General features: G+C 68.7%; 20 protein-coding genes. 13 read left to right on the top strand and 7 right to left on the bottom strand.

Annotation, left to right across the window (positions count from 1 at the left end; translation table 11 throughout):
* Window positions 1–181: 181 nt before the first annotated feature.
* The 7 genes from ABT313_RS28425 to hemB all read left to right on the top strand — a co-directional run bounded on the left by ABT313_RS28425 (window position 182) and on the right by hemB (window position 7640).
* Complete coding sequence (locus ABT313_RS28425) at window positions 182–1624, top strand: class I adenylate-forming enzyme family protein (RefSeq protein WP_350860130.1); 1443 nt, start codon at window positions 182–184, stop codon at window positions 1622–1624.
* Complete coding sequence (locus ABT313_RS28420) at window positions 1621–1857, top strand: glutaredoxin family protein (RefSeq protein WP_350860128.1); 237 nt, start codon at window positions 1621–1623, stop codon at window positions 1855–1857. The genes ABT313_RS28425 and ABT313_RS28420 overlap by 4 nt, the downstream gene beginning before the upstream one ends.
* 114 nt (window positions 1858–1971) lie before the next feature.
* Window positions 1972–2727, top strand: a complete 756-nt coding sequence (locus ABT313_RS28415; RefSeq protein WP_350860126.1) for a redox-sensing transcriptional repressor Rex — start codon at window positions 1972–1974, stop codon at window positions 2725–2727.
* Window positions 2724–4046: a glutamyl-tRNA reductase gene (locus ABT313_RS28410; RefSeq protein ID WP_350860124.1), complete on the top strand. Its 1323-nt coding sequence runs from the start codon at window positions 2724–2726 to the stop codon at window positions 4044–4046. Before ABT313_RS28415 ends, ABT313_RS28410 begins: the two co-directional genes overlap by 4 nt.
* Window positions 4043–4924, top strand: coding sequence for a hydroxymethylbilane synthase (hemC, locus tag ABT313_RS28405; RefSeq protein WP_350860122.1), 882 nt, complete (start codon window positions 4043–4045; stop codon window positions 4922–4924). The genes ABT313_RS28410 and hemC overlap by 4 nt, the downstream gene beginning before the upstream one ends.
* A complete protein-coding gene (locus ABT313_RS28400) occupies window positions 4921–6648 on the top strand; it encodes a bifunctional uroporphyrinogen-III C-methyltransferase/uroporphyrinogen-III synthase (RefSeq protein WP_350860120.1) in 1728 nt (575 codons plus the stop codon). Before hemC ends, ABT313_RS28400 begins: the two co-directional genes overlap by 4 nt.
* Window positions 6649–6653: 5 nt before the next feature.
* The gene (gene hemB / locus ABT313_RS28395) at window positions 6654–7640 is read left to right on the top strand and encodes a porphobilinogen synthase (RefSeq protein ID WP_350860118.1); all 987 of its coding nucleotides are present in this window, start codon (window positions 6654–6656) and stop codon (window positions 7638–7640) included.
* Between the two features lie 16 nt (window positions 7641–7656).
* Here hemB and ABT313_RS28390 read toward each other — a convergent pair whose 3' ends face one another.
* The 4 genes from ABT313_RS28390 to ABT313_RS28375 all read right to left on the bottom strand — a co-directional run bounded on the left by ABT313_RS28390 (window position 7657) and on the right by ABT313_RS28375 (window position 12637).
* On the bottom strand, window positions 7657–8181 hold the full coding sequence (locus ABT313_RS28390) for a dihydrofolate reductase family protein (RefSeq protein WP_350860116.1): 525 nt from the start codon (window positions 8179–8181) through the stop codon (window positions 7657–7659).
* Between the two features lie 9 nt (window positions 8182–8190).
* The gene (locus ABT313_RS28385; protein ID WP_350860114.1) at window positions 8191–9786 is read right to left on the bottom strand and encodes an FAD-dependent oxidoreductase; all 1596 of its coding nucleotides are present in this window, start codon (window positions 9784–9786) and stop codon (window positions 8191–8193) included.
* Window positions 9787–10830 (bottom strand): LacI family DNA-binding transcriptional regulator, encoded by a 1044-nt coding sequence (locus ABT313_RS28380; RefSeq protein ID WP_350860112.1) that lies wholly within the window; start codon window positions 10828–10830, stop codon window positions 9787–9789.
* Between the two features lie 61 nt (window positions 10831–10891).
* Window positions 10892–12637: a hypothetical protein gene (locus ABT313_RS28375; RefSeq protein WP_350860110.1), complete on the bottom strand. Its 1746-nt coding sequence runs from the start codon at window positions 12635–12637 to the stop codon at window positions 10892–10894.
* 181 nt (window positions 12638–12818) lie between these two features.
* Between ABT313_RS28375 and ABT313_RS28370 the strand changes: the two genes are divergently transcribed.
* The 5 genes from ABT313_RS28370 (at window position 12819) to ABT313_RS28350 (ending at window position 17527) form a co-directional block, all read left to right on the top strand.
* Window positions 12819–13742 (top strand): carbohydrate ABC transporter permease, encoded by a 924-nt coding sequence (locus tag ABT313_RS28370; RefSeq protein WP_350860108.1) that lies wholly within the window; start codon window positions 12819–12821, stop codon window positions 13740–13742.
* A complete protein-coding gene (locus tag ABT313_RS28365) occupies window positions 13732–14616 on the top strand; it encodes a carbohydrate ABC transporter permease (RefSeq protein WP_350860106.1) in 885 nt (294 codons plus the stop codon). The genes ABT313_RS28370 and ABT313_RS28365 overlap by 11 nt, the downstream gene beginning before the upstream one ends.
* Window positions 14617–14635: 19 nt before the next feature.
* On the top strand, window positions 14636–15946 hold the full coding sequence (locus tag ABT313_RS28360; RefSeq protein ID WP_350860104.1) for an ABC transporter substrate-binding protein: 1311 nt from the start codon (window positions 14636–14638) through the stop codon (window positions 15944–15946).
* Window positions 15947–15957: 11 nt separating this feature from the next.
* The gene (locus ABT313_RS28355; RefSeq protein WP_350860102.1) at window positions 15958–17049 is read left to right on the top strand and encodes a Gfo/Idh/MocA family protein; all 1092 of its coding nucleotides are present in this window, start codon (window positions 15958–15960) and stop codon (window positions 17047–17049) included.
* Window positions 17050–17155: 106 nt separating this feature from the next.
* A complete protein-coding gene (locus ABT313_RS28350; RefSeq protein WP_350860099.1) occupies window positions 17156–17527 on the top strand; it encodes a DUF6807 family protein in 372 nt (123 codons plus the stop codon).
* A gap of 25 nt (window positions 17528–17552) precedes the next feature.
* Here ABT313_RS28350 and ABT313_RS28345 read toward each other — a convergent pair whose 3' ends face one another.
* Window positions 17553–18335, bottom strand: a complete 783-nt coding sequence (locus ABT313_RS28345; protein ID WP_350860098.1) for an SDR family NAD(P)-dependent oxidoreductase — start codon at window positions 18333–18335, stop codon at window positions 17553–17555.
* Window positions 18336–18437: 102 nt separating this feature from the next.
* Here ABT313_RS28345 and ABT313_RS28340 point away from each other — a divergent pair, with 102 nt between their 5' ends.
* Window positions 18438–19028 (top strand): TetR/AcrR family transcriptional regulator, encoded by a 591-nt coding sequence (locus ABT313_RS28340; RefSeq protein WP_350860096.1) that lies wholly within the window; start codon window positions 18438–18440, stop codon window positions 19026–19028.
* Between the two features lie 12 nt (window positions 19029–19040).
* Here the strand turns inward: ABT313_RS28340 and ABT313_RS28335 are convergent, their stop codons facing one another.
* A complete protein-coding gene (locus ABT313_RS28335; protein ID WP_350860094.1) occupies window positions 19041–20486 on the bottom strand; it encodes a caspase, EACC1-associated type in 1446 nt (481 codons plus the stop codon).
* A 17-nt stretch (window positions 20487–20503) separates the two neighbouring features.
* A complete protein-coding gene (locus ABT313_RS28330; protein ID WP_350860092.1) occupies window positions 20504–21901 on the bottom strand; it encodes a sensor histidine kinase in 1398 nt (465 codons plus the stop codon).
* Window positions 21902–21956 lie beyond the last annotated feature (55 nt).

Below are 21956 nucleotides of genomic sequence, written 5' to 3'. Positions count from 1 at the left end.
TGTCGGGGAGGGTGGAGCATCGCGCATGAGGTTCCCCGCGCGGCCGGGTTTCTGCAGTGTGAGGTTCGACAGAAGCGCGCCCGCGAAGTCACCTGTATATCGGTGGTTACGCTCTGCTGCAACCGTTCTGGGCAAGCCGGTTGAAAGTCCGTGGCACCCGGGGCCGTGACAGACTCACCTGGTGAACGTGAATTTCGCGGACATTCTTCGTGACACAGCGCAACGGCACGGCGATCGTCCCGCGCTGGTCGACGGGGACCGCCGACTGACCTGGAGCGAGGTCGACGCGGCCGTCGACCGGACCGCGCAGGGGCTCGCCGCGGCCGGTCTGGTGCCTGGGGCCCGGGTCCTGCTGCTGGTTGCCAACAGCATCGACTTCGTCACGTCCTACCTGGGCATTCTCCGGGCCGGCCTGGTCGCGGTGCCGCTGAACACCGGGCTCACCAAGCCCGAGGTCGCGACCGTCACGGCGCACTCCGGCGCCCGGCTGGCGGTCGCCGGACCGGGCTTGGCGGACCGGTTCGAGGGCGTCCGGACGGTGGCGCCGGGACAGCTCGAAGGTGACGCTCCGTTACCTTCGACGATCGATCCCGAGGCGCTCGCGGTGCTGCTGTACACGTCCGGAACCAGTGGGGATCCGCGTGCCGCGATGCTCACCCATCGGGCACTTTCGGCGAATGTGCACAACCTCACCGAGCTCGGCGAGGACCGGATGGGGCCCGAGGACGTGGTTCTCGGGGTGCTGCCGATGTTCCATGCGTTCGGCCTGAACGCCGTCCTGGGCTGGGCCGTCGCCACCGGCGCGGCGCTGATCGTCGAGCAGCGGTTCGACCCCGACGAGACCCTCGGCCTGGTCGGGAAGTATGGCGTGACGCGCCTGCCGCTCGCCCCGCCGGCGCTCCATACCCTCCTGGGTCGACCCGATCTGCGTGCGGCACTGCAGTCGGTCAAGGTGGTGCTGACCGGCGCGTCCACGCTCGACCGCACGCTCGCGGACCGCTTCGAGCAGGTCAGCGGCCACTTCGTGCACCAGGGGTACGGCCTGACCGAGGCCTCGCCGGGTGTGACGACGACCCTGGGCGAGTCCGAGCCGAAGCCCGGTTCGGTCGGCCGCCCGCTGCCGAACGTCGAGCTCCGGATCGCCGACGAGCAGGGCGAGGACGTCGAGGGCGACGATCCCGGCGAGATCCTGATCCGCGGCGGCAACCTCTTCTCCGGCTACTGGCCGGACGGCGTCGACGGTCCCGACTCAGCGGGCTGGTACCGCACAGGTGACGTCGGATTCCTCGACTCCGACGGCGACCTGTTCCTGGTCGACCGGCTGCGCGAGCTGATCATCGTGTCCGGCTTCAACGTGTTCCCGAGCGAGGTCGAGGAGGTGCTGGTCGCGGCTCCCGGCGTACGCGAGGCGGCGGTGATCGGCATGCCGTCCGAGGAGACCGGCGAGGCGGTGAAGGCGTTCGTCGTACCGCAGGCGGACACCACGGTCGACGTCGCGGCGGTCCGTGAGTACGCCGAGGGCCGGCTCGCCCGCTTCAAGTCCCCGGTCGAGATCGAGGTCGTGGACCAGTTGCCGCACTCGGTCACGGGCAAGGTCGCGAAGGGACGGTTGCGGGAGCGATGAGCAAGGTCGTCTTGTACGGGAAGCCGGGCTGTCACCTCTGCGATGACGCCCGGGAGGTCATCCGCGCGGTCTGCGGCGAGCTCGGCGTGGAGTGGACCGAGGTCGACATCACCCAGGATGACCGGCTGTTCACGCAGTACGGCGAACAGATCCCGGTCACGTTCGTCGACGGGAAGCAGCACGACTTCTGGCGGGTGGACCCCGCGAGGCTCAGGAAGGCCTTGACAAGCTAGGGCGTGTCTTGCAGGTCACCTGTCGCCGATTTTGTTCTCACGTTCACAAGCTCCTAGAGTAAGAACCGCCGCCGGCCGTCAGACCGCGGTGAACCAACCGCTCCCAGGAGAATTGTGACGCGTGCCAGCAGCCGTCGCCCCGGCCCGCCGACGAGAACCGAACGCGGCATCCCCGAGGCGACTGTCGCGCGCTTGCCGGTCTACCTGCGGGCCTTGACCGCGCTCTCGGACAACGGCATCGCGACCGCGTCCAGCGAGGATCTGGCCACCGCGGCCGGGGTCAACTCCGCCAAGCTCCGTAAGGACCTGTCCTACCTGGGCTCCTACGGCACCCGCGGCGTCGGGTACGACGTCGAGTACCTGCGCTACCAGATCGCCCGCGAGATCGGCGTCACCCAGGACTGGGCCGTGGTCATCGTCGGGATCGGAAACCTGGGCCACGCGCTGGCGAACTACTCCGGCTTCGGCACCCGCGGGTTCCGGATCGTCGCCCTGCTCGACGCCGACCCGAAGCTGGTCGGCGAGCGGATCGGCGACATGGAGGTCCGCGACTTCGCCGAGCTCGAGGACATCGTCGAGCGCGACCGGGTCTCGATCGGCGTGATCACCACGCCCGCCGGTCCGGCCCAGGAGGTCTGCGACCGGCTGGTCGCCGCCGGGGTCACCAGCATCCTGAACTTCGCGCCGGTGGTGCTGTCCGTGCCCGACGGCGTCGACATCCGCAAGGTGGACCTCTCGATCGAGTTGCAGATCCTGGCGTACCACGAACAACGAAAGTCCGGAGAGGCGGCGCTCCCCCAGGTGCCCGAACTACCAGCGATGAACGGTCTGGCCGATCTGCCCGGTGTCGGGGGAGGTGTCGGCGCATGAGTTACCTGGTCGTCGGCATCAGTCACCGTTCCGCTGACATCAACGTTCTCGAGCGGGTGGCGCTCGACGCGGACGCGGCGACCAAGCTGGCCCTGGCGGTCCAGCACACGCCGGCCGTCGCCGAGTCCGCAGTCATTGCCACCTGCAACCGAACCGAGGTCTACGCGACCGTCGACCGGTTCCACGCGGGGATGGACGAGGTCACCGCGATCCTGTCCGACATCACCGGTGTGCCGCTGCTGGATCTGGCCGAGCACCTCTACGTGCACTTCGAAGAGGGTTCGGTCGCACACCTGTTCCAGGTCGCGGTCGGGCTGGACTCGATGGTCGTCGGCGAGAGCCAGATCCTCGGCCAGGTGAAGGAGACGCTGCGCGTCGGCCAGGACCTGGAGACCATCGGCACCGACCTGAATGCCCTGTTCCAGCACGCGTTGCGGGTCGGCAAGCGGGCCCGGACCGAGACCGGCATCGACTCCGCCGGCCGCTCGGTCGTCTCGGCCGGCCTGGAGGCGGTCGGCGGTTTCGAAGGCCGCCGCGCGCTGATCGTCGGCGCCGGTTCGATGGCCTCGCTGGCCGCGCAGACCTTGATCAACGGCGGCGCCGCGAGCGTGACCATTGCCAACCGCAACTATGAGCGCGCGGTCGCGCTGACCGATCGCATCGGCGGTACGGCGATCCCGCTGGCCGGCGTGCCGGACGCGCTGCGCGAGGCCGATCTGATCGTGTCGTGCACCGGCGCGCGTGGCGTCGTACTGACCGAAGAGATGATCCGGAACGCGGCGGACGGACGGGCGCTCGGCGTCCTCGACGTCGCCCTGCCGCGCGACGTCGCGCCGGAGGCGGCGCGGATCCCAGGCGTCACGCTGGTCACGCTCGCCGACCTCGCCGGTACGGCGGGCGGCAGCGAGGCCGACATCGACGAGGTACGGCGGATCGTCGGCGAGGAGACCGGCGCGTTCGAGGCGACCCGGCGGGCCGCGTCGGTGGCGCCGACCGTGGTCGCGCTGCGGACGATGGCGACCGAGCTGGTCGACTCCGAGCTGGCCCGGCTGGATCGCCGGCTGCCCGGCCTCGACGAGCAGCAGCGGCACGAGGTCGGACGGACCATCCGCCGTGTCGTCGACAAGTTGCTGCACAACCCGACGGTCCGGGTGAAGGAGCTCGGGGGAGACCCGGGCGGACCGACGTACGCCGATGCGCTGCGCGAGCTGTTCGCGCTCGACCAGGCGACGGTGGACGCGGTGACAGCGGTCAAGTCGCCGGAGGACACCAGCAAGACCCCCGCGGACGCCCGGCACGGTGGAGGTGAGCAGGCATGATCCGGCTCGGCACCCGTCGCTCCGCGCTCGCGACCGCACAGTCGACCCTCGTCGCGAACGACTTGCGCGCGCTCGGCCACGAGGTCGAGCTCGTCCTGATCACGACCACCGGCGACGTCAACCGCGCCCCGGTCGAGCAGATCGGCGGCACCGGCATCTTCGTCAGCGCACTGCGCGACGCCCTGCTGGCCGACGAGATCGACATCGCGGTGCACTCGCTCAAGGACCTGCCGACCGCGCCGGTCGACGGCCTTGTGCTCGGCGCGATCCCACTCCGCGAGGACCCGCGCGACGTACTGATTGCCCGTGACGGTCTGACGCTCGGCGAGCTGCCGCGCGGCTCCGTGATCGGCACCGGCGCTGCGCGTCGCGTCGCCCAGATCGACGCGCTCGGCCTGGGCATCGAATGCACCGGAGTCCGCGGCAACGTGGACACCCGGATCTCGCTGGTCACCGACGGCAAGGTCGACGCGGTGATCGTCGCCCGTGCCGGGGTGTCCCGGCTGGGACGGTTGTCCGAGGTCACCGAGACGTTGGACCCGATCCAGATGCTGCCCGCGCCGGGGCAGGGCGCGCTGGCGATCGAGTGCCGGTCGGACAACACCGAGGTGCTGGCCGCCCTGGCGCACCTGGAGGACCCGGCCACCCGCGCGGCGGTGACGGCGGAACGGCAACTGCTGGCCACGCTCGAGGCAGGCTGCACGGCTCCGGTCGGCGCACTCGCCGAGGTGGTCGAAGGTGAGGACGGCCCGGAGCTATGGCTACGGGGCGCGCTCGGCCAGGAGGACGGCGTACGACGGCTCTCGGCGAACGGGCCGGTGGACGACCCGGTGTCTCTCGGCAAGGCGCTGGCGAACGAACTGCTGGAGCGAACATGACACCGGCACAGGGCACTACGACGGCGGCCCACAAGACGGCCCACAAGACGAGCAGGAAAACGACGAGGGCGAAGGCAGACGTGAGCGCGAAGACAGCGGCCACCGCGGCACCTCAGAAGGCTGCGGCCAGTACCGTCAAGCAGACCAGACCACTCGGCCACGTGACATTCGTCGGTGTCGGCCCCGGTGACCCCGCACTGCTGACGCTGGCCGGCCGTGACGTGCTCGCCAACGCCGACGCGGTCGTTGTCGAGGGCCCCGAACACGACCCGTTCCTGACCTACTGCAAGGCAGGGGTCGAGGTTGTCGACGGCTCCGGCGCCGAGGGCAGCCGGGCGCTGCGGATCGCCGCCCGGGCGCGGCTCGTGGTGAAGACGGCCAAGACTGCGGCGAACGTCGTCCGGCTGCTGAGCGGCGACCCGTTCACCTTCTCCAGCGGCGCCGAGGAGGCGGCCGCGTGCAAGAAGGCGGGGATCGGCTTCAACGTCGTCCCCGGTGTGAGCGAGGTGAGCGCGGTCCCGACGTACGCCGGGATCCCGCTGACGATGAAGGGTGACCGCGAGGTCACCGTCGTCGACCTGGCCGAGAACAAGCTCGACCTGACCCGCCTGCAGCCGAAGCAGACGCTGGTCCTGCTGAACGCTGTCGACACCCTGAAGGACACCGTCGCGGCCCTGGTCGAGGGCGGCTTCGACGCTGCCACCCCGGTCGCGGTGACTGTCGGCGGTACGACGACCGCGCAGACCAGCGTGGTCGGCACGCTGGACTCGATCGTCGCGGACCTGCGGGCCTCCAAGGTGACCGGCGAGGCCGTCATCGTGGTCGGCGCGGTGGTCGAGCAGCGCGAGGCGCTGTCCTGGTTCGAGACCAAGCCGCTGTTCGGCTGGCGGATCCTGGTCCCGCGGACCAAGGACCAGGCCGGGCCTTTGATGGACCGGTTGAGGCGCTATGGCGCGATGCCGGAAGAGGTGCCGACGATCTCGGTCGAGCCGCCGCGCAACCCGCAGCAGATGGACAAGGCGATCCGCGGTCTGGTCGAGGGACGCTACGAGTGGGTCGCGTTCACCTCGGTCAACGCGGTGAAGGCGGTCCGGGAGAAGTTCGACGAGTACGGGCTGGACGCGCGGGCGTTCTCCGGGCTGAAGATCGCGGCGGTCGGCGACAAGACCGCCGAGGCGATCGGTGCCTGGGGCATCCGTCCGGACCTGGTCCCGTCCGGTGAGCAGTCGGCCGCCGGGCTGGTCGAGGACTGGCCGCCGTTCGACGAGGTGCTGGACCCGATCAACCGGGTCTTCCTGCCGCGCGCGGACATCGCTACCGAGACACTCGTTGCCGGGCTCACCGATCTCGGCTGGGAGGTCGACGACGTCACGGCGTACCGGACCGTGCGGGCCGCCCCGCCGCCCGCGCCGACGCGGGAAGCGATCAAGTCGGGCAAGTTCGACGCGGTCGTGTTCACGTCCTCCTCGACCGTGCGGAACCTGGTCGGTATCGCCGGCAAGCCGCACGCGTCGACGGTGATCGCGGTGATCGGCCCGGCCACACTGAAGACCGCCGAGGAACACGGCCTGCGGGTCGACGCGATGGCCGAGTCGCCGTCGGTCGAGGAGCTGGCCGACGCCCTCGCCCGGTTCGGTGCGGATCGGCGTGACACCATGGTGGAGGCCGGTGAGCCGGTCACCCGTCCGTCCGAGCGTCGCTCGGGATCTCGTCGGAAGAGCTGAGTTCCATGCCTGGTGGTTTCCCGGAGGTCAGGCCGCGGCGGCTTCGGTCGTCGGCGGCGGTACGTCGACTGGTCGCGGAGACCGTCATCGAGCCGCGGCAGTTGATCCTGCCGATGTTCGTCCGGGAGGACGCCCGGGAGCCGATCCCGATCCGGTCGATGCCCGGGGTCGTGCAGCACACCCGGGACACGGCGCGGAAGGCTGTCGCCGAGGCTGCGTCGCTCGGTCTAGGTGGCGTGATGCTCTTTGGTGTGCCTGCTCAGAAGGATGAGGTTGGGTCGGGGGCGCTGGATCCGCACGGGATCCTGAACGTCGCGATCGCCGATGCTCGGGCCGAGGTCGGCGACTCGCTGCTGGTGATGTCGGACCTGTGCCTGGACGAGTTCACGTCGCACGGTCACTGCGGGGTACTCGACTCTTCTGGGCGGGTCGACAACGACGCCACGTTGAAGATCTATGCGGAGATGGGTGTCGCGCAGGCCACCGCGGGCGCGCATGTCGTCGGTCCGTCCGGGATGATGGACGGCCAGGTCGGCGTCGTCCGTCAAGCCTTGGATGCGGCGGGCTTCATCGACACCGTGATCCTGGCGTACGCCGTGAAGTACGCGTCGGCCTTCTTCGGCCCGTTCCGCGAGGCGGTCGACTCGTCGCTCACCGGCGACCGGAAGACGTACCAGCAGGACAACGCCAACTCCCGCGACGCCATCCGCGAGGTCGACCTCGACATCGCCGAAGGCGCCGACATCGTGATGGTCAAACCGGCCCTCGCGTACCTCGACATCATCCGCCAGGTCCGCGATCACGTGAACGTCCCCGTTGCCGCGTACAACATCTCCGGCGAGTACGCGATGGTAGAAGCCGCCGCCGCCAACGGCTGGATCAACCGCGAAGCCGCCATCCTCGAAACCCTCACCGCCATCCGCCGAGCCGGCGCCGACACAATCCTCACCTACTGGGCCACCGAAGCCGTCCACCTCCTCAACCAGAGGTAGAAGCCCGACCCGTCGGCTAGTGGTGGATTGTGTAGTCGGATTGGGTGAAGCCGGCCTTCAAGGTGCGGGTGGCGTTGTGGGTTAGGGGGATTTCGGTGGGGAGGGGGCCGAAGAGGGGGATGCCGGTGCCCAGGAGGACGGGGGCGGTGGTGATGGTCAGTTCGTTGAGGAGGCCGGCGGTGAGGAACGTCTGGATGGTGCGGGCGCCGTCGGTGTAGATGCGTTGGGCGCCTCGGTCGGTGAGGGTTTCGACCAGGGCGTCCAGGGTGCGGTGGACGAGGATGCGGTCGTCGGTGTCGGGGTCGAGGGTGGAGCTGAGGACCTCTACCTGCTTGCCTTCGTACGGCCAGAAGTCGTAGGTCAGCGCCAGTTCGTACGTGTTCCGGCCGAGTACGACGGTGTCGATCGACGACATGAACTCGTCGTACCCGGTCTCGCCGGCCTGTTCGGCTCGGGTGGTGAGCCAGTCGATGGAGCCGTCGGGGCGGGCGATGTAGCCGTCGAGGCTGGTGGCGATGAAGGCAGCAGCGTGGAAGCTCACGCCGCCATTTTAGTAGCCCGCCACCTCCGGCCAGCTCAGCTCGACCCCGTCCGCGGCGAGGCGGGACTGGTACTCCGCGAGCAGGGCCGGCGTACTGCGGACCGCCCGCGGCGTCGTCCGGCGGTCCAGGCAGAACGCGGCCAGTGCGCCGGCGGATTCGCCGATGTTCCATTCGACCGGGTGGAGCCGGTAGCAGCCGTTGGTGATGTGCGTCGTGCCGAGATTCTTGTTGGCAGGAAGGAGGTTCTCGACCCGCTGCGGGATCAGCGCACCGAGCGGGATCCGGAACGGGCTGCTCGCGACATCGATGTAGTTGTCGCCGCCGGTCGACGGATGCAGGTCGATGCGATACATCCCGACGCCGACGGTGTCGTCGTACTCGACCGCGCCCCGGTCGCCGCGCACCGCGACCGAGAGGTCCTGCTCGACGATCGTGTACTCCGCCTTGATCCGCCGCGACTCCCGGATGTACGGCGCCTGCGCCAACCCGTCCGCCGAACCGAGCAGATCCCCTCGCAGTCGCAGCCCGGGGAAGCCGGTCCCGCCGTCGGGCCGGGGCGCCTCGGTCTGCAGCCAGTAGAAGACCGACTGCGAGAGCTCACGCGCCGCGGCCAGGTGCCTCGAAGCGTCCGGTACGTCGATGACCGGGCCCTCGAAGTAGTCGATCATCGGCCAGTTCACCAGGCAGATGTCGCTCTCGTACGCGCCCGGGACGAAGTGCCGGCGCGCGGCGATCCGGCGAAACGTCCACAGGTTGGTGTCGCCGCCGGTCAGCCGCTGATCGGCGACCACCGCGAGCGGATCGTCGTCCGGGTTCGGCGTGAAGGAACGCTGCGACGTCGCCAGGGTCCGCGGGTTCGGCGCGGTCCAGGACAGCAGGCGGTCGCCCCAGAACGACGGCTGGTAGTTCCGCCAGAAGGCGTAGTTGGCGGGCTTGTCACCGACCTGATCGCCGTCGACGTGATCGACCGCGAAGCAGTACGAGACCGCCTGCATGTTCATCGGCTGCGCCCCGGCCGGCGCGCTGGGCTCCCCGGTCTCGCTCTGCGCCTCGAACCCGGTCAGGTACTCGGTCCCGGTGAGCGGCAGCAGCTCCCCGGTCTCGGTCGCGTCGAGGATGTACGGCGCTGTGACCGTCACCTGCTCGTCCGACTCGCGGTGCTGCACGGTCACCGCGGTGACACGATCGCCGTCGGTCTCGGCGGCGACGGGACGGTACGGCTGGAGCACCCGCAGTCGACGGCTCGCTCGGTACGGCGCGAGCATGGCCTCGAGCACCGCGAGAGCGACCCGCGGCTCGTGGCAGAGCTTGGATACGTATCCAGCGCCGGGGTTCAGCTGCGGGGTCGCACGGGAGGCAGCGGTGAGCGGGTAGTGCCGGCGGTAGTACTCGCGGATGCCGTCGCGGAGAGCGCGGTACGACGCTGTCACGCCGAACTGCTCGACCCAGCTGTGCTCGTCCGGGGGGACGGCCTGGCTGGTCAACTGTCCGCCGAGCCAGTCGAACTCCTCGGTCAGCACGACCGATCGACCGGCTCGCAGCGCAGCCAGGGCCGCTGCAACGCCGCCGAGCCCGCCGCCGACCACAAGTACCTCTGTATGCATTCAGACACCTTTGGGTGGAGTGAGAGTGGTTCCTTCGGTGAGCTCACACGGGAGCAAGATCTGCTGCGATGCCGCGGTGCCGCTCAGGATCGCCTCGAGCAACTCGACCGCCTGCACCCCCATCGCCCGCCGCGGCACGTGAAACCCACTGAAGTCCACGTCACTCGCCACCGGCCGGGTCGAATCACCCAGCGCGACCACAGACAGATCCCCAGGTACGTCGATCCCGCGCGCGGTCGCTGCACTCAGGAGGGCGACCGCATCCGCCCGCTCCTCCACAAACACGGCGGTGATCCGCCGCTCGACCAACTTCTCAAGCACTTCATCAACCCACCGCATATGCGGCGCGGTTGAGAGGACGAGGGACTTGGGGCCGGCAATCTGGCGGAAGCCTTTGAGGCGGTCGGCGGAGGATTCGGGGATGGGGCCCGGGCCGGTGGCGGGGCCCACGTAAGCGAGGTGGCGGTGGCCCAGTTGGAGGGCTCGCTCGGCCAGGAGGTGGGTGGCGGTGGTGTAGTCGGCGCCTACGTAGGGAACGGGGGCGCCGGCGTCGTTGCGGCGGCCGACGGAGACGAAGGGGTAGTCCTCGGCGATCAGGCGGGCGAGTTCGTCGGACGGGACCTCGCGGCCGAGGAGGAGGCAGCCGTCGGCGATGCGGAGGCGGTTGTTCTCGTGGAAGATCCGGCGGTGGCCGTCCGTGACGGGGGCGCTGGTGAACAGCAGCAGGTCCCAGCCGAGGCGTTCGGCGCGGTCCTCGATGCCGGCCAGGAACGGGTAGTAGAAGTCACCGCTCGTGCTCGGGAACACCGACTCGTAGGTGAACACGCCGAGGATCTGGTTGCGTTGTTTGAGCATCCGCCGGGCCAGCGGATCCGCCTGGTACCCGGTCTCGCGGATCACCTTGAGCACCCGGTCCCGGGTTTCGGCCGGGATCCGGGCGGTCGCGTCACTGCGATTGTTCAGCACCAGTGAGACCGTCGTCTGGCTGACGTTCGCCAGTCGCGCGATGTCGCGCTGGGTCAGCCGGGTCGCCTTCTGTGGCATCGCCCGACAGTAGCCCGACGACGGTCCGTCGTCAAGAAAATGACAGTGATAATTCGAATTACTAAGACATTCGCAACCTCAGTACCTGGCGCCCGGGAATCCGGCCGGTGAGGTAGACGCGCAGGCCGTCCGGGGTCAGGCTGCCGCCGAGGTAGGTGTACCGCTCGCCCGGATCCATCGCCACTCGCGCAGGCCCGGTCCCCGGACCGAACTCGATCCGGTCCGAGCCGACCGTGTAGCTGCCCGTCCCGGCGACGAGCTGATAGTTGCCCGAGGCATCCAGTGTGTCCACTCCGGCCAACGTCCCACCCGGCCGGAAACAGAGTTCGATCGCGTACGCCGTCTCGTCACCGGCGAAGTCGAAGACCAGGTCGAAGCCGTCCGCAACCTCCGTAACAGCCACCTCGGTCTGCAACGTCCGGTACTGCTTAGGACGGTGGCCGAAGTCCATCGACGCGTAGAAGCGGCCGTCCGGAGTCAACGCATAGCGCCCATCAGACCGGCGGTACCGCTTCGGCAGCGGCAGGTGGTACGGGACCTTCACCTCGGACGACAGCTTGAACGTCTTCCCCGACACCTGCAGACCGTCGCTGCGGAAATGCCCGGTGCTGAAGAACTGCGGCGACAGCCGAACCGACTCCAGGATCGCCGCGCCGTTGCGGAGCTTGAAGAACGTCGGATTGGTCGACAGCCCCGATGAGATCACCGGGATGTCGTGGAAGTCGGTCCCGCCGAATACGGTCGCGGTCCGCGCGCCACGGCGTACCCGCACCGATGCCTGTGACGCGAAATGCTGGACGAAGTCGGTCGGTACCGGCGCTGCGGCCGGGAGGGTGGCGGCGAGTTCGGGCCGCTCGAGCACCTCGGCCAGGAAGTCGCCGAGCTCACCCGTGCCGCGGGTTTCGATGCTCTTGGCAACAGTTGTGAAGCGGCCGTCGTTCGTGTGCAGCGCGAGCTCGCGGAACTGCGTCAGATACCACCAGACCTCGCGCAGACCCTTCTGGTCCTGGCGCCGGGAGGCCGTCGTGTCGACCTCGCCGTTCGGCTCCAGCAGGTACAGCGTCGCGTCGAGGTTCCGTCGTACGTAGTCGACCAGGGCCGGCTTGTCGCGGAGCCATGCGATCGTCAGCAGGCACGGGTTCGTCACCTCGGCGGCGTACGTCGAGCTGCGTTCGCTGTAGATCCCGTCGGGGGTCGCGTCGATGCCTTCGTCGAGCCAGTCGTCGATCCGCGCCGCGTACCGCCGGTCCGGGAAGAGGTGGTGCGCGCGGGCGAGTGCCGCCGACACCTCCCACCGATGGTTCGGTGTGTGTACGCCGCCGACGGCCAGCGCGGGCGCCGCCTTGCGGATCACGGTGGCGAGCGTCGTACGCAGCGCCGCCGTCTCCGCCGAGGCATCCGCGTCGAGCAGCGAGTACAGGACGCACACGTCCTGGATCGCGAACGAGCTGTCGGGCGGCGAGTGCAGGTTGCCGACGTCGTACAGACCGTCTTCGTGCTGCCGCGCCGCGAGCTGATCGACCAGCCATCCCAGCGGCCCGAGCAGCGTGGCGTCATGGTGGTACGACGACCTGCCCCACACGTACGCGGAGATCAGCCGCCGGGCCTTTCGCGCGACCGTGCGGATGCTGTCGCCGGCGTTCTGGTAATTCGCCAGCACCAGCGGGATCTGCGCCTGGTTGGCGTTGGTCAGCAGGGTCAGGAATTCCTCGTCCACAGCAGCTACCTCAGCACGCGCCGTGGTCGGTTGCAGTGCGCCGACCGCAACTGTGGTCAGCGAACCGGTGAGGAAAGTACGTCGCAGCATCGGCATCTCCTGGCGGTAAGCGGTTGCCAAATGCTCAGAACTGTCGCCCTGGAACTTTGTCCTGTCAATACCTCGCAGGGCGGCCGGATCCGGTCAGTCCCGACCTAGGCGAACTCTTGCGGGAACCGGTTTCTTGGACTAGTTTGACCGGCCAAGGCAAGCGTTTTCCAAGGTGGTGACAATGAGCGCGCTGGGCGAACTGGGCAGCCTCCGCGGGAAGAAAAGCGCAGGTCAGAGGAAAGACAACCTGGCCGGCTACCTCTTCCTGGCGCCGTGGCTGCTGGGGCTTTTTCTGATCACGATCGGCCCGATGCTGGCGTCGCTCTATCTGTCCTTCACGGACTACAACCTGATCCAGGCTCCGAAGTGGATCGGGCTGGAGAATTTCACCCGGATGCTGTCCGACGAGCGGCTGCACAACTCGCTCCGGGTGACGTTCACGTACGTGTTCGTGTCGGTCCCGCTGCAGCTGGCGATCGCCCTGCTGCTGGCCGTCGTACTCGACCGTGGCGTCCGCGGGATGGCGTTCTACCGATCGGTCTTCTACCTGCCGTCGCTGCTCGGCTCGAGTGTCGCGATCGCGATCCTCTGGCGGCAGGTGTTCGGCACGACCGGACTGCTCAACCAGGTGCTCGATCTGGTCGGCATCCACGGCAAGGGCTGGATCTCCGACCCGAGTACGGCGCTCGGGACACTCGTCGTACTGAACGTCTGGACGTTCGGCTCGCCAATGGTGATCTTCCTGGCCGGCCTGCGGCAGATCCCGACGATGTACTACGAGGCCGCGTCGGTCGACGGCGCCGGCGTACTGCGGCGGTTCTTCAGCATCACGCTGCCGCTGCTGACGCCGATCATCTTCTTCAACCTGGTGCTGCAGATCATCCACGCGTTCCAGTCGTTCACCCAGGCGTTCGTCGTCTCCGGGGGCAGCGGCGGGCCGTCGGACTCGACGATGTTCTTCACGCTGTACCTCTACGACCGGGGCTTCGGGAATTTCGACATGGGCTACGCGTCGGCGATGGCGTGGTTCCTGCTCGTGATCATCGGGGTCTTCACCGCCGCGAACTTCTTCGCCTCGAAGTACTGGGTGTTCTATGACGACTGAGACTCTGCACCGTACTGTCGCCGCCCGCCGGACCTCGGTCGTCACCTGGGCCCGGATCCGGCCGCTGGTGATCCACGTCGTCCTCGCGGTGTCCGCGCTGGTGATGCTCTACCCGGTGATCTGGATGGTGGTCAGCTCGCTGCGACCGGGCAACGAGATCTTCCGTGATCCCGGCATCCTGGTGAAGGACCTGCGGATCGAGAACTACCGGGTCGGCTGGAACGCGCTGACCGAGCCGTTCACCCGCTACCTGCTGAACTCGGCGGTGGTGGTGCTCGGCTCGATCTTCGGCAACCTGGTCTCGTGCTCGATGGCGGCGTACGCGTTCGCCCGGCTGGAGTTCATCGGCAAGAAGTTCTGGTTCGCGATCATGCTGCTGAGCATCATGCTGCCGATCCACGTGGTGATCGTGCCGCAGTACATCCTGTTCTCGCACGCCGGCTGGATCAACACGTTCCTGCCGCTGATCGTGCCGAAGCTCCTCGCCACCGACGCGTTCTTCGTGTTCCTGATGGTGCAGTTCATCCGCGGTATCCCGCGCGAGCTGGACGAGGCCGCCCGGATCGACGGCTGCGGCCGGGGCAGCATCTTCCTGCGGGTGATCCTGCCGCTGATGGTGCCGGCGCTCGCCACCACGACGATCTTCACGTTCATCTGGACCTGGAACGACTTCTTCAGCCAGCTGATCTACCTGACCGACCCGCACATGTACACCGTCCCGGTCGCGTTGCGGGGCTTCGTCGACTCGACCTCCAGCAGCTCCTGGGGATCGATGTTCGCGATGTCGGTCGTCTCCCTGGTCCCGGTCTTCCTCGCCTTCCTGTTCGGCCAGCGGTTCCTGATCAAGGGCATCGCGACCACCGGCATCAAGTAACCCCTGAAAGGTCCACATCATGAGGCTGCACATCCCTCGCGTGGCAACGGCCCTGGCCCTGGCCACCACGTTGCTGGCGGCAAGCGCCTGCGGCGGCGACTCCGGCGGTCCGGGCGGGTCGTCGGACGATGCCGGCGGCAAGGTCACGCTCCGATTCACCTGGTGGGGGTCGGACACCCGGACCAAGCTGACCCAGCAGGTGATCGACGCGTACCAGAAGGACCACCCGAACGTCACGATCAAGGGCGAGTTCGGCGAGTGGGCCGGGTACTGGGACAAGCTCGCCACCACCGTCGCGGCGAACGACGCCCCGGACATCATCCAGATGGACGAGAAGTACCTGCGCGAGTACGCCGACCGCGGCGCGCTGCTCGACCTGAAGAAGGCGCAGGGCCTGGACACCGGCAAGTTCGAGCCGGACACGCTGGGCGCGGGTGAGTTCGACGGCGGCCTGTACGGGCTCAACGCGGGCATCAACTCGTTCGCCGTCGTGGTGAACCCGGCCGCCTTCAAGACCGCCGGCGTGGCGATCCCGGACGACACCACCTGGACCTGGGACGACTTCGCCCGGATCGCCGCCGAGATCACCACCAAGACCGGCGGCAAGATCACCGGGACCGGCACACTGGGCAGCAACGAGGCCGGACTGAATCTCTGGGCCCGCCAGAACGGCGAGTCGCTGTGGACCAAGGACGGCAAGCTCGGCGTGTCGCCGGAGAAGACCACCGACTTCTTCAAGTACATCCTGAAGCTGCGCGACCAGAAGGCGATCCCGTCGGCCGAGGCCGTCTCGCAGGACATGAACGCGGCCCTCGACCAGTCCGCGTTCGCGACCGGCAAGCTCGCGATGAGCTTCATCTGGAGCAACCAGCTGGTCGCGTTCAGCAAGGCGACCGGCCAGCAGCTGAAGCTGCTGCGGATCCCGAGCGCCGACGGCAAGGCTGCCGACAACGGCTCGTACTACAAGGGCTCGATGTTCTGGTCGATCTCGTCGCGGTCGAAGCAGCAGAAGGCGGCCGCGGAGTTCGTCAACTACCTGGCCAACAGCGCAGCGGCCGGGGACGTGCTGCTCGCCGAGCGGGGCGTGCCGCCGAACACCGACATCCGCACCGAGGTGACGCCGAAGCTGCAGCCGGCCGACGCCGCGTCCGCGAAGTTCATCCAGGACATCGGCAAGGAGCTCGGCGACCCGTCGCCGGCGCCACCGGTCGGCGGCGGTCAGGTGGAGAAGATCATCCAGCGGTACACGACCGAGGTACTGTTCGGCCGGCAGGCGCCGGACGCGGCTGCCAAGGCGTTCCTGGACGAGGTCAACGGGGAGCTCAAATAGTGTTGCCGCGCGTGGCCGTGGCGGGAGTCCACGGCCACGGCGCCTCCCATGTTCGTAACGTCGCCCGGCTGGCCGCGGCCGGCCGGGCCGAACTCGTCGGGGTCGCCGATCCCCGCCCGACCGAGGGTGTGCGCGCCTTCGACAGCCTCGAGGCGTTGCTCGCGGCAACCGAAGTCGATGTCGTGATCATCAGTACGCCGATCCAGACGCATGTCCCGCTGGCCGCGGTCGCGATGCGCGCGGGCGCCGACGTACTGCTGGAGAAGCCGCCGACGGCGTCGCTTGCGGAGTTCGAGGAACTGTCTGCCGTGGTCGCGGAGACCGGGCGGGCCTGTCAGGTCGGTTTCCAGGCGCAGGCGTCCGAGGCGACGCTGAAGCTCGCGGAGCTGATGGCAGCGGGGCAGCTAGGTGAGATCCGGGGGATCAGTGCGGTTGGCAAGTGGGTGCGCACTGCGAAGTATTTCCAGCGGGCGCGCTGGGCCGGGAAACGGCGGCTCGACGGTGTCGATGTCGTTGATGGCGCGGTGACGAATCCGCTTGCCCATGCGACCGCGGCGGCGTTGCTGCTGGACCGGTCGACCGGCGTGGACGACGTACGGTCGGTCGAGACGGAGTTGTACCGCGCGAACCCGATCGAGTCCGACGACACGTCCACGGTCCGGATCGTGACCGCGCGCGGTACGACGATCCTCGTCGCGGTCACGCTGTGCGCGGACGAGCACCTCGAGCCGTCGGTCATCGTGCACGGGTCCGAGGGCGACGCCGTCCTGCAGTACGCCTCGGACCTGCTCGGCGAGACGAAGTACGGCCGGGCGGACCTCTTGGAGAATCTGCTCGCGCATCGGGCGGATCCCGCCGTACCGCTGTATGTGCCGTTAGCTGCGACGGGCGGGTTCACGCGGGTGGTCGAGGCCGTGCGGACGGCAGCGGATCCGGCGCGGATCCCGGACGAGTTCGTGCGGTGGGAAGGCGAAGGACTGGAGCGCCGGCCGATCGTTCTCGACGTCGAGAACTGGATCGACCGGGCCTCGGACGAGCTGGCATTGTTCAGCGAGCTCGGGGCGCCATGGACCGCGCAATCATCACGGGAGAGCGGCTACTAGGGGATGTCGTGGTCGTTGCCGCACTTCGGGCACGACAACTTCTGGGGCGGACCGACGTACACGAAGGAGAACCACGGCCGGCCGGCCGAACGCCGGGTACGGCGGGTTGTTCTGGCGCGGGCCGCGTGCCTTCACCAACGGCACGATCCTCGCCCCGCAAGGCAAAGGCCGCGACGAACTCCGCGGGCAGCGCGCACCGTGGATGGGCTTCACCGCCCGCCAGGACGAGACCGACACGGCATCGACGATCATCATCGCCGACGCCACCGACAACGTCCGCCACCCACCGGAATGGTTCGTCCGCTCCGAGGACTTCGCCGCCGTCTGCCCCGCCCCGTTCTTCTCCGAAGAACTCCCCTTCCCCGCCGCCGACACCCTCCACCTCCGCTACGCCGTTCTAGTAGCCGACGGCCTCTCCGACGACACCCGCGCGGCCGGCCTCGCCGCACAGGCAACCAAGGCGCTCGCGGCGAGCTGAGGACCGAATCCCTGGGGGTCCGTGTTCAGGCGGTCTTCACGATGCCGGCGTCGATCAGGTAGTCGGCGCCGACGATGCTTGCGGTCACCGGTGAGCACAGCTGGACGACCAGCGCGGCGACCTCGGCCGGCTCGATCATCCGGCCGGTGAGCATGCCGGTCTGCTGGGGCAGGGCGGCCAGCAGATCGTCGTGCGGGATGCCGAGCGTCCGCGCCAGCTGACCGCCGTACTTGTCCGGGTCCAGCCACAGCGCTGTCCGCACCGGCCCGGGGGAGACCGTGTTCACGCGCACGCCCTGCGGACCGAACTCCTCGGCCAGCGCCTTCCCCAATGCGGTGAGTGCAGCCTTCGCCGTCGTGTACGGCGCCGGCCCGGCCGAGGGGATCCGCGCCCCGTTCGACGACACGTTCACGATCGCGCCGGCCTGCCGGATCAGGCTCGGCAGCGCGGCCCGCGTCGTACGGACGGCGGCGAAGTAGTTCACGTCGAACAGCTGCCGCCACGCGTCGTCGTCGATCGCCAGGAATCCGCCGGCCAGGTCGCCGTCGCCACCGCCGACGTTGTTCACGAGCAGGTCGAGCTCGCCCACCTCCGCAAGCGCCGCGGCCACGGCCTGCTCGGGCCCGTCCGCGGTGGCGAGATCTGCTGGTACGACGAAGGCCCCGGTGTCGCGCAGCTCCGGCGTACTGGTCCGGGCAACAGCGACGACTCGCACGCCCTCCGCGACCAGCTGCTCGACGACAGCCAGCCCGATACCGCGGCTGGCGCCGGTGACAAGCGCGTTCTTGTCCTTCAACTGAAGATCCATGACCATCCTTAGTCGCATCGGTGATGACCTTGAAAACGTACTACTTGCTACACAATTGTTGCAAGTAGGCGAGGAGACGTGACTTCCGGGTAGTCTTTTCTCATGACCGAGAGCGCCGTCCGCCCGCTGCGTGCTGACGCCGAGCGGACCGTGCGGACGATCCTCGAGGCGGCCGAGCGGGTTCTGAACCGCAATCCGTCCGCCTCGATGGAGGAGATCGCCGCCGCGGCCGGCGTCGCGCGGACGACCGTGCACCGGCGGTTCGCGACCCGGGTGGCGCTGGTGACGGCGATGAAGACCTGGGCGTCGCAGCAGCTCGCGAGCGCCGTCGACGAGGCCCGGCTCGAAACCGCGCCGCCGATGGTCGCCCTCTACCAGGCGACCGCGAACGCGCTCCGGGTCAAGCTGTCCTGGGGCTTCTCGATGAACACAGCTCTGGCCGCCAGCAGTGAGAGCGACGAGCTCATGGCCGGTGTCGTCGCATCATGTGACCGCCTCTTCGAGCGCTTGCAGAAGGCCGGCGTACTGCGGGCCGACGTCGACCCGGTCTGGGCCCGTCGCGTCTACTACGCACTCCTCCACGAGGTCTGCCAGAACCGCCGCGACGAAGACCCCGACGACACCGACGCCCTCGCAACCCAACTCGTCGACACGCTCCTCCGCGGGGTCGGCAGCCCGGCCGCTCAGCTGTAGACGACGGCAGCCTCAGGTCTGTACGTCGAGTTCGACGAGCAACGCTCCACGGTTGTCGCGGTTCTTGAGTTCGGGAAACCCCAGCCCGGCGATTCGGAGTACCTGCCCCGACGCCGAGCTGCGCGGAACCCGCAGCCGCTTCGGGCCGTCAGGCGTCTCCAGATCGACCAGTCCGCCGGCCGCCGCGAGCTCGGCAGAGATCGTCAGCGGGGACGTACGGCGCAGGTCGAGGCCGGATCGCCGATACGTCTCGTCGGTCTGTTCGGCGACCTCGATGTACAGGTCGCCCGGTGGTCCACCGCCCGGTCCGACCTCGCCCTCGGAGCTGAGCTGGATCCGCGTCCCTTCGTATACCCCCGGCGGGACCTTGACGGTCAGAGTCCGTCGTACCCGCACTCGGCCGCGGCCCTCGCACTGCGAGCAGGGTTCCTCGATCACCGTGCCGAAACCGGCGCACTCGTCGCAGTCCTTGTCGTCATGCAGGCCGTACCCCGAACACGTTGCGCACCGGCTGACCCGTGAATCGGCGGCCGTCCCGAGGCCGCCGCAGCCGTCGCAGATGACGGCGGTGTCGACGACCACCGCACGCTGGACGCCGTTCAGCATCTCGTGCAACCCGAAGTCCAGCCTGATGAGCGCGTCCTGACCGCGCCGGGCTCGCCGCTGCGGCCACACGGGCTGCGCCGGCTGGGGGACCTCCACCGTCTGACGAGCATCGCGCGGGCTCCGGGCAACGAATACGCGGTACTCGAGCTCGGACCACAGCCGTGGCGTCTGCTTGGCGCCGGCACGGTTAAGCCGCTCGTAGACGTGCTGGTACAGCTCGTCGACGCCGATCTGTCCGTCACGATCGCGGTCGGCTTCACCCGTACGCAGGCCGTGCACGACCGCCTCGGTGAACACGGACGGACCGGCAGCCTCGAGGTCGACCATTCGCGCGCTCTCCCAGGCGTACTCGGTCCGGCTGCTGGCGGTCAGTACGACGCGCCCGGTGCCGGCGAGCTGGTCACTTGCGTCGATCGTGACCGGCCCCTTCATCCCCGGGAAGAACGCACCGCTGTAACAACAGTCGAGCAGTACGACGATCGACCGCGCCCGGCACCGGTCCAGCTGCTTGTGCAGGAAACCGGCCGGGACGGCGGTCGACGCGAGCAGTTCCAGATCCGTGTCGGCGCCCGCGAAGTACAGCGAGCCGTCGTCGTCCTTCACGCCGTGGCAGGACAGGTGGAGCAGCAGCAGATCATCCGGCTGCCGGTCCCGGAAGAACCGTTCGATCGCCTGCGAGTTGCGGTGCGCAGGCTCGTCGACGACGCGTTCGACGGAGAACCAGCCGATCTCGGGATCCGCGAGTACGTCGGCGAGTTCGGAGGCGTCGGCGATCGGGGACCTCAGCTGGTTGAGGAGCGGGCTCCGGTAGCTGCCGTTGGCAATCAGCAACGCCTCACGTGTGCCGCTCATCAGCGCACGATAGCGACTCAGGCAGACAGCGTCACGGCGAAGGTCGTGTCTCCAGGGGTCGAGGTAACGGTCAGGGTGCCTTGGTGGGCCTCGGTGATGGAGCGGGCCAGGGAGAGGCCGAGGCCGGTGCCGCCCGTGGTGCTGGTGCGGGCTGTGTCCGCTCGGGTGAAACGCTGGAAGACGTTCGGGAGCAGGTCCGCGGGGATGCCGGGGCCGTCGTCGTGGATGGTGAGTACGGCGGACCGGTCGGCGAGCTTGGCCGCGACGGTGACCGTCGTACCGGGCGGGGTATGGCGGCGGGCGTTGGTGAGCAGGTTCGCGACGACCTGATGGAGGCGCTGCTCGTCACCGATGACGACGATCGGCTCGGGCGGCAGCTCCAGCTCCCAATGGTGGCTGGGGGCAACTATCTGGGCGTCGGTGACCGAGTCGCGGGCGAGCTGGGACAGGTCGACCGGCCGGCGGTCGAGCGGGCGGCCGGCGTCCAGGCGGGCGAGCAGCAGCAGATCCTCGACCAACGACGCCATGCGAGTGGTCTCGACCATGACCTTTCCCATGGCGTGCCCGTAGAGCTCGGGATCGCGTTGGCGGAGGCTCAGCTGTGCGTAGCCGTGGATCGTGGTCAGCGGCGTACGGAGCTCGTGGGATGCATCGGCGACGAACTGCCGGACCTGCTGCTCGCTGCGATGCCGGGCGTCGAGCGCGTTCTCCATATGACCGAGCAGCGTGTTGAGCGCGACCGCCACCTGGCCGACCTCGGTGCGCTCGTCGGTCAGCTGGTCGGGCACGCGGGCGGTCACCCCGATCGCCCCGGTGTCGAGCGGCAGGCCCGCCACCTCGCGCGCCGTCTGCGCGACCCGGCGCAGTGGACGCAGCTGACGCCGTACGACGAAGACCCCGACCGCACCCGCGGTCAGTACGCCGATGCCGCCGAAGAGCATCTCCCAGCCGATCAGGCTGTTGACGGTGTTCTGGATGTCCTTCGTCGGCAGCCCGGTGATCACGGTGACCCCGTCGACGCTGGACGCGTGCACCCGGTACTCGCCCAGGGCGGGAAGATCGACCGTACTGTTCTCGCCGGCCGACACCTCGCTGAGCACGCCCATCGCCTGGTCCGACAGCTGGGTGAGTTTGCCCTCGGCGGTGATCACGAGGCCGGCCTTCGCAGACCCCTGGACGTAGGCGGTGACGGTGCCGGCGTCCTGCCCGCGCGGCGAATCGGGAGGCGGTCCGCCGTTCTTCAGCCCGCCGATCGCGCGACCCTGCGCCGCGTCGACCTTCCCGTCGAGCTGCTTGGTCAGGTACGAGCTGATCGCGGCGGTCGTCAGCGCCCCGATCACGAGACTCATCACCGCAACCAGCACCACCATCGCCGCCGCGACCCGCACACTCAACGACCGCGCCGCAACCCTCATACCCCCAGCATGTGCGGCGCGCCCTCAGACAGGCTCCACGTTTGCTGGCACCTTC

This window comes from Kribbella sp. NPDC000426, from assembly GCF_040300265.1.
Classification (GTDB): Bacteria; Actinomycetota; Actinomycetes; order Propionibacteriales; family Kribbellaceae; genus Kribbella.
Note: the sequence above shows the minus strand (reverse complement) of the source record. Positions and strands in the feature narration are given on the sequence as shown.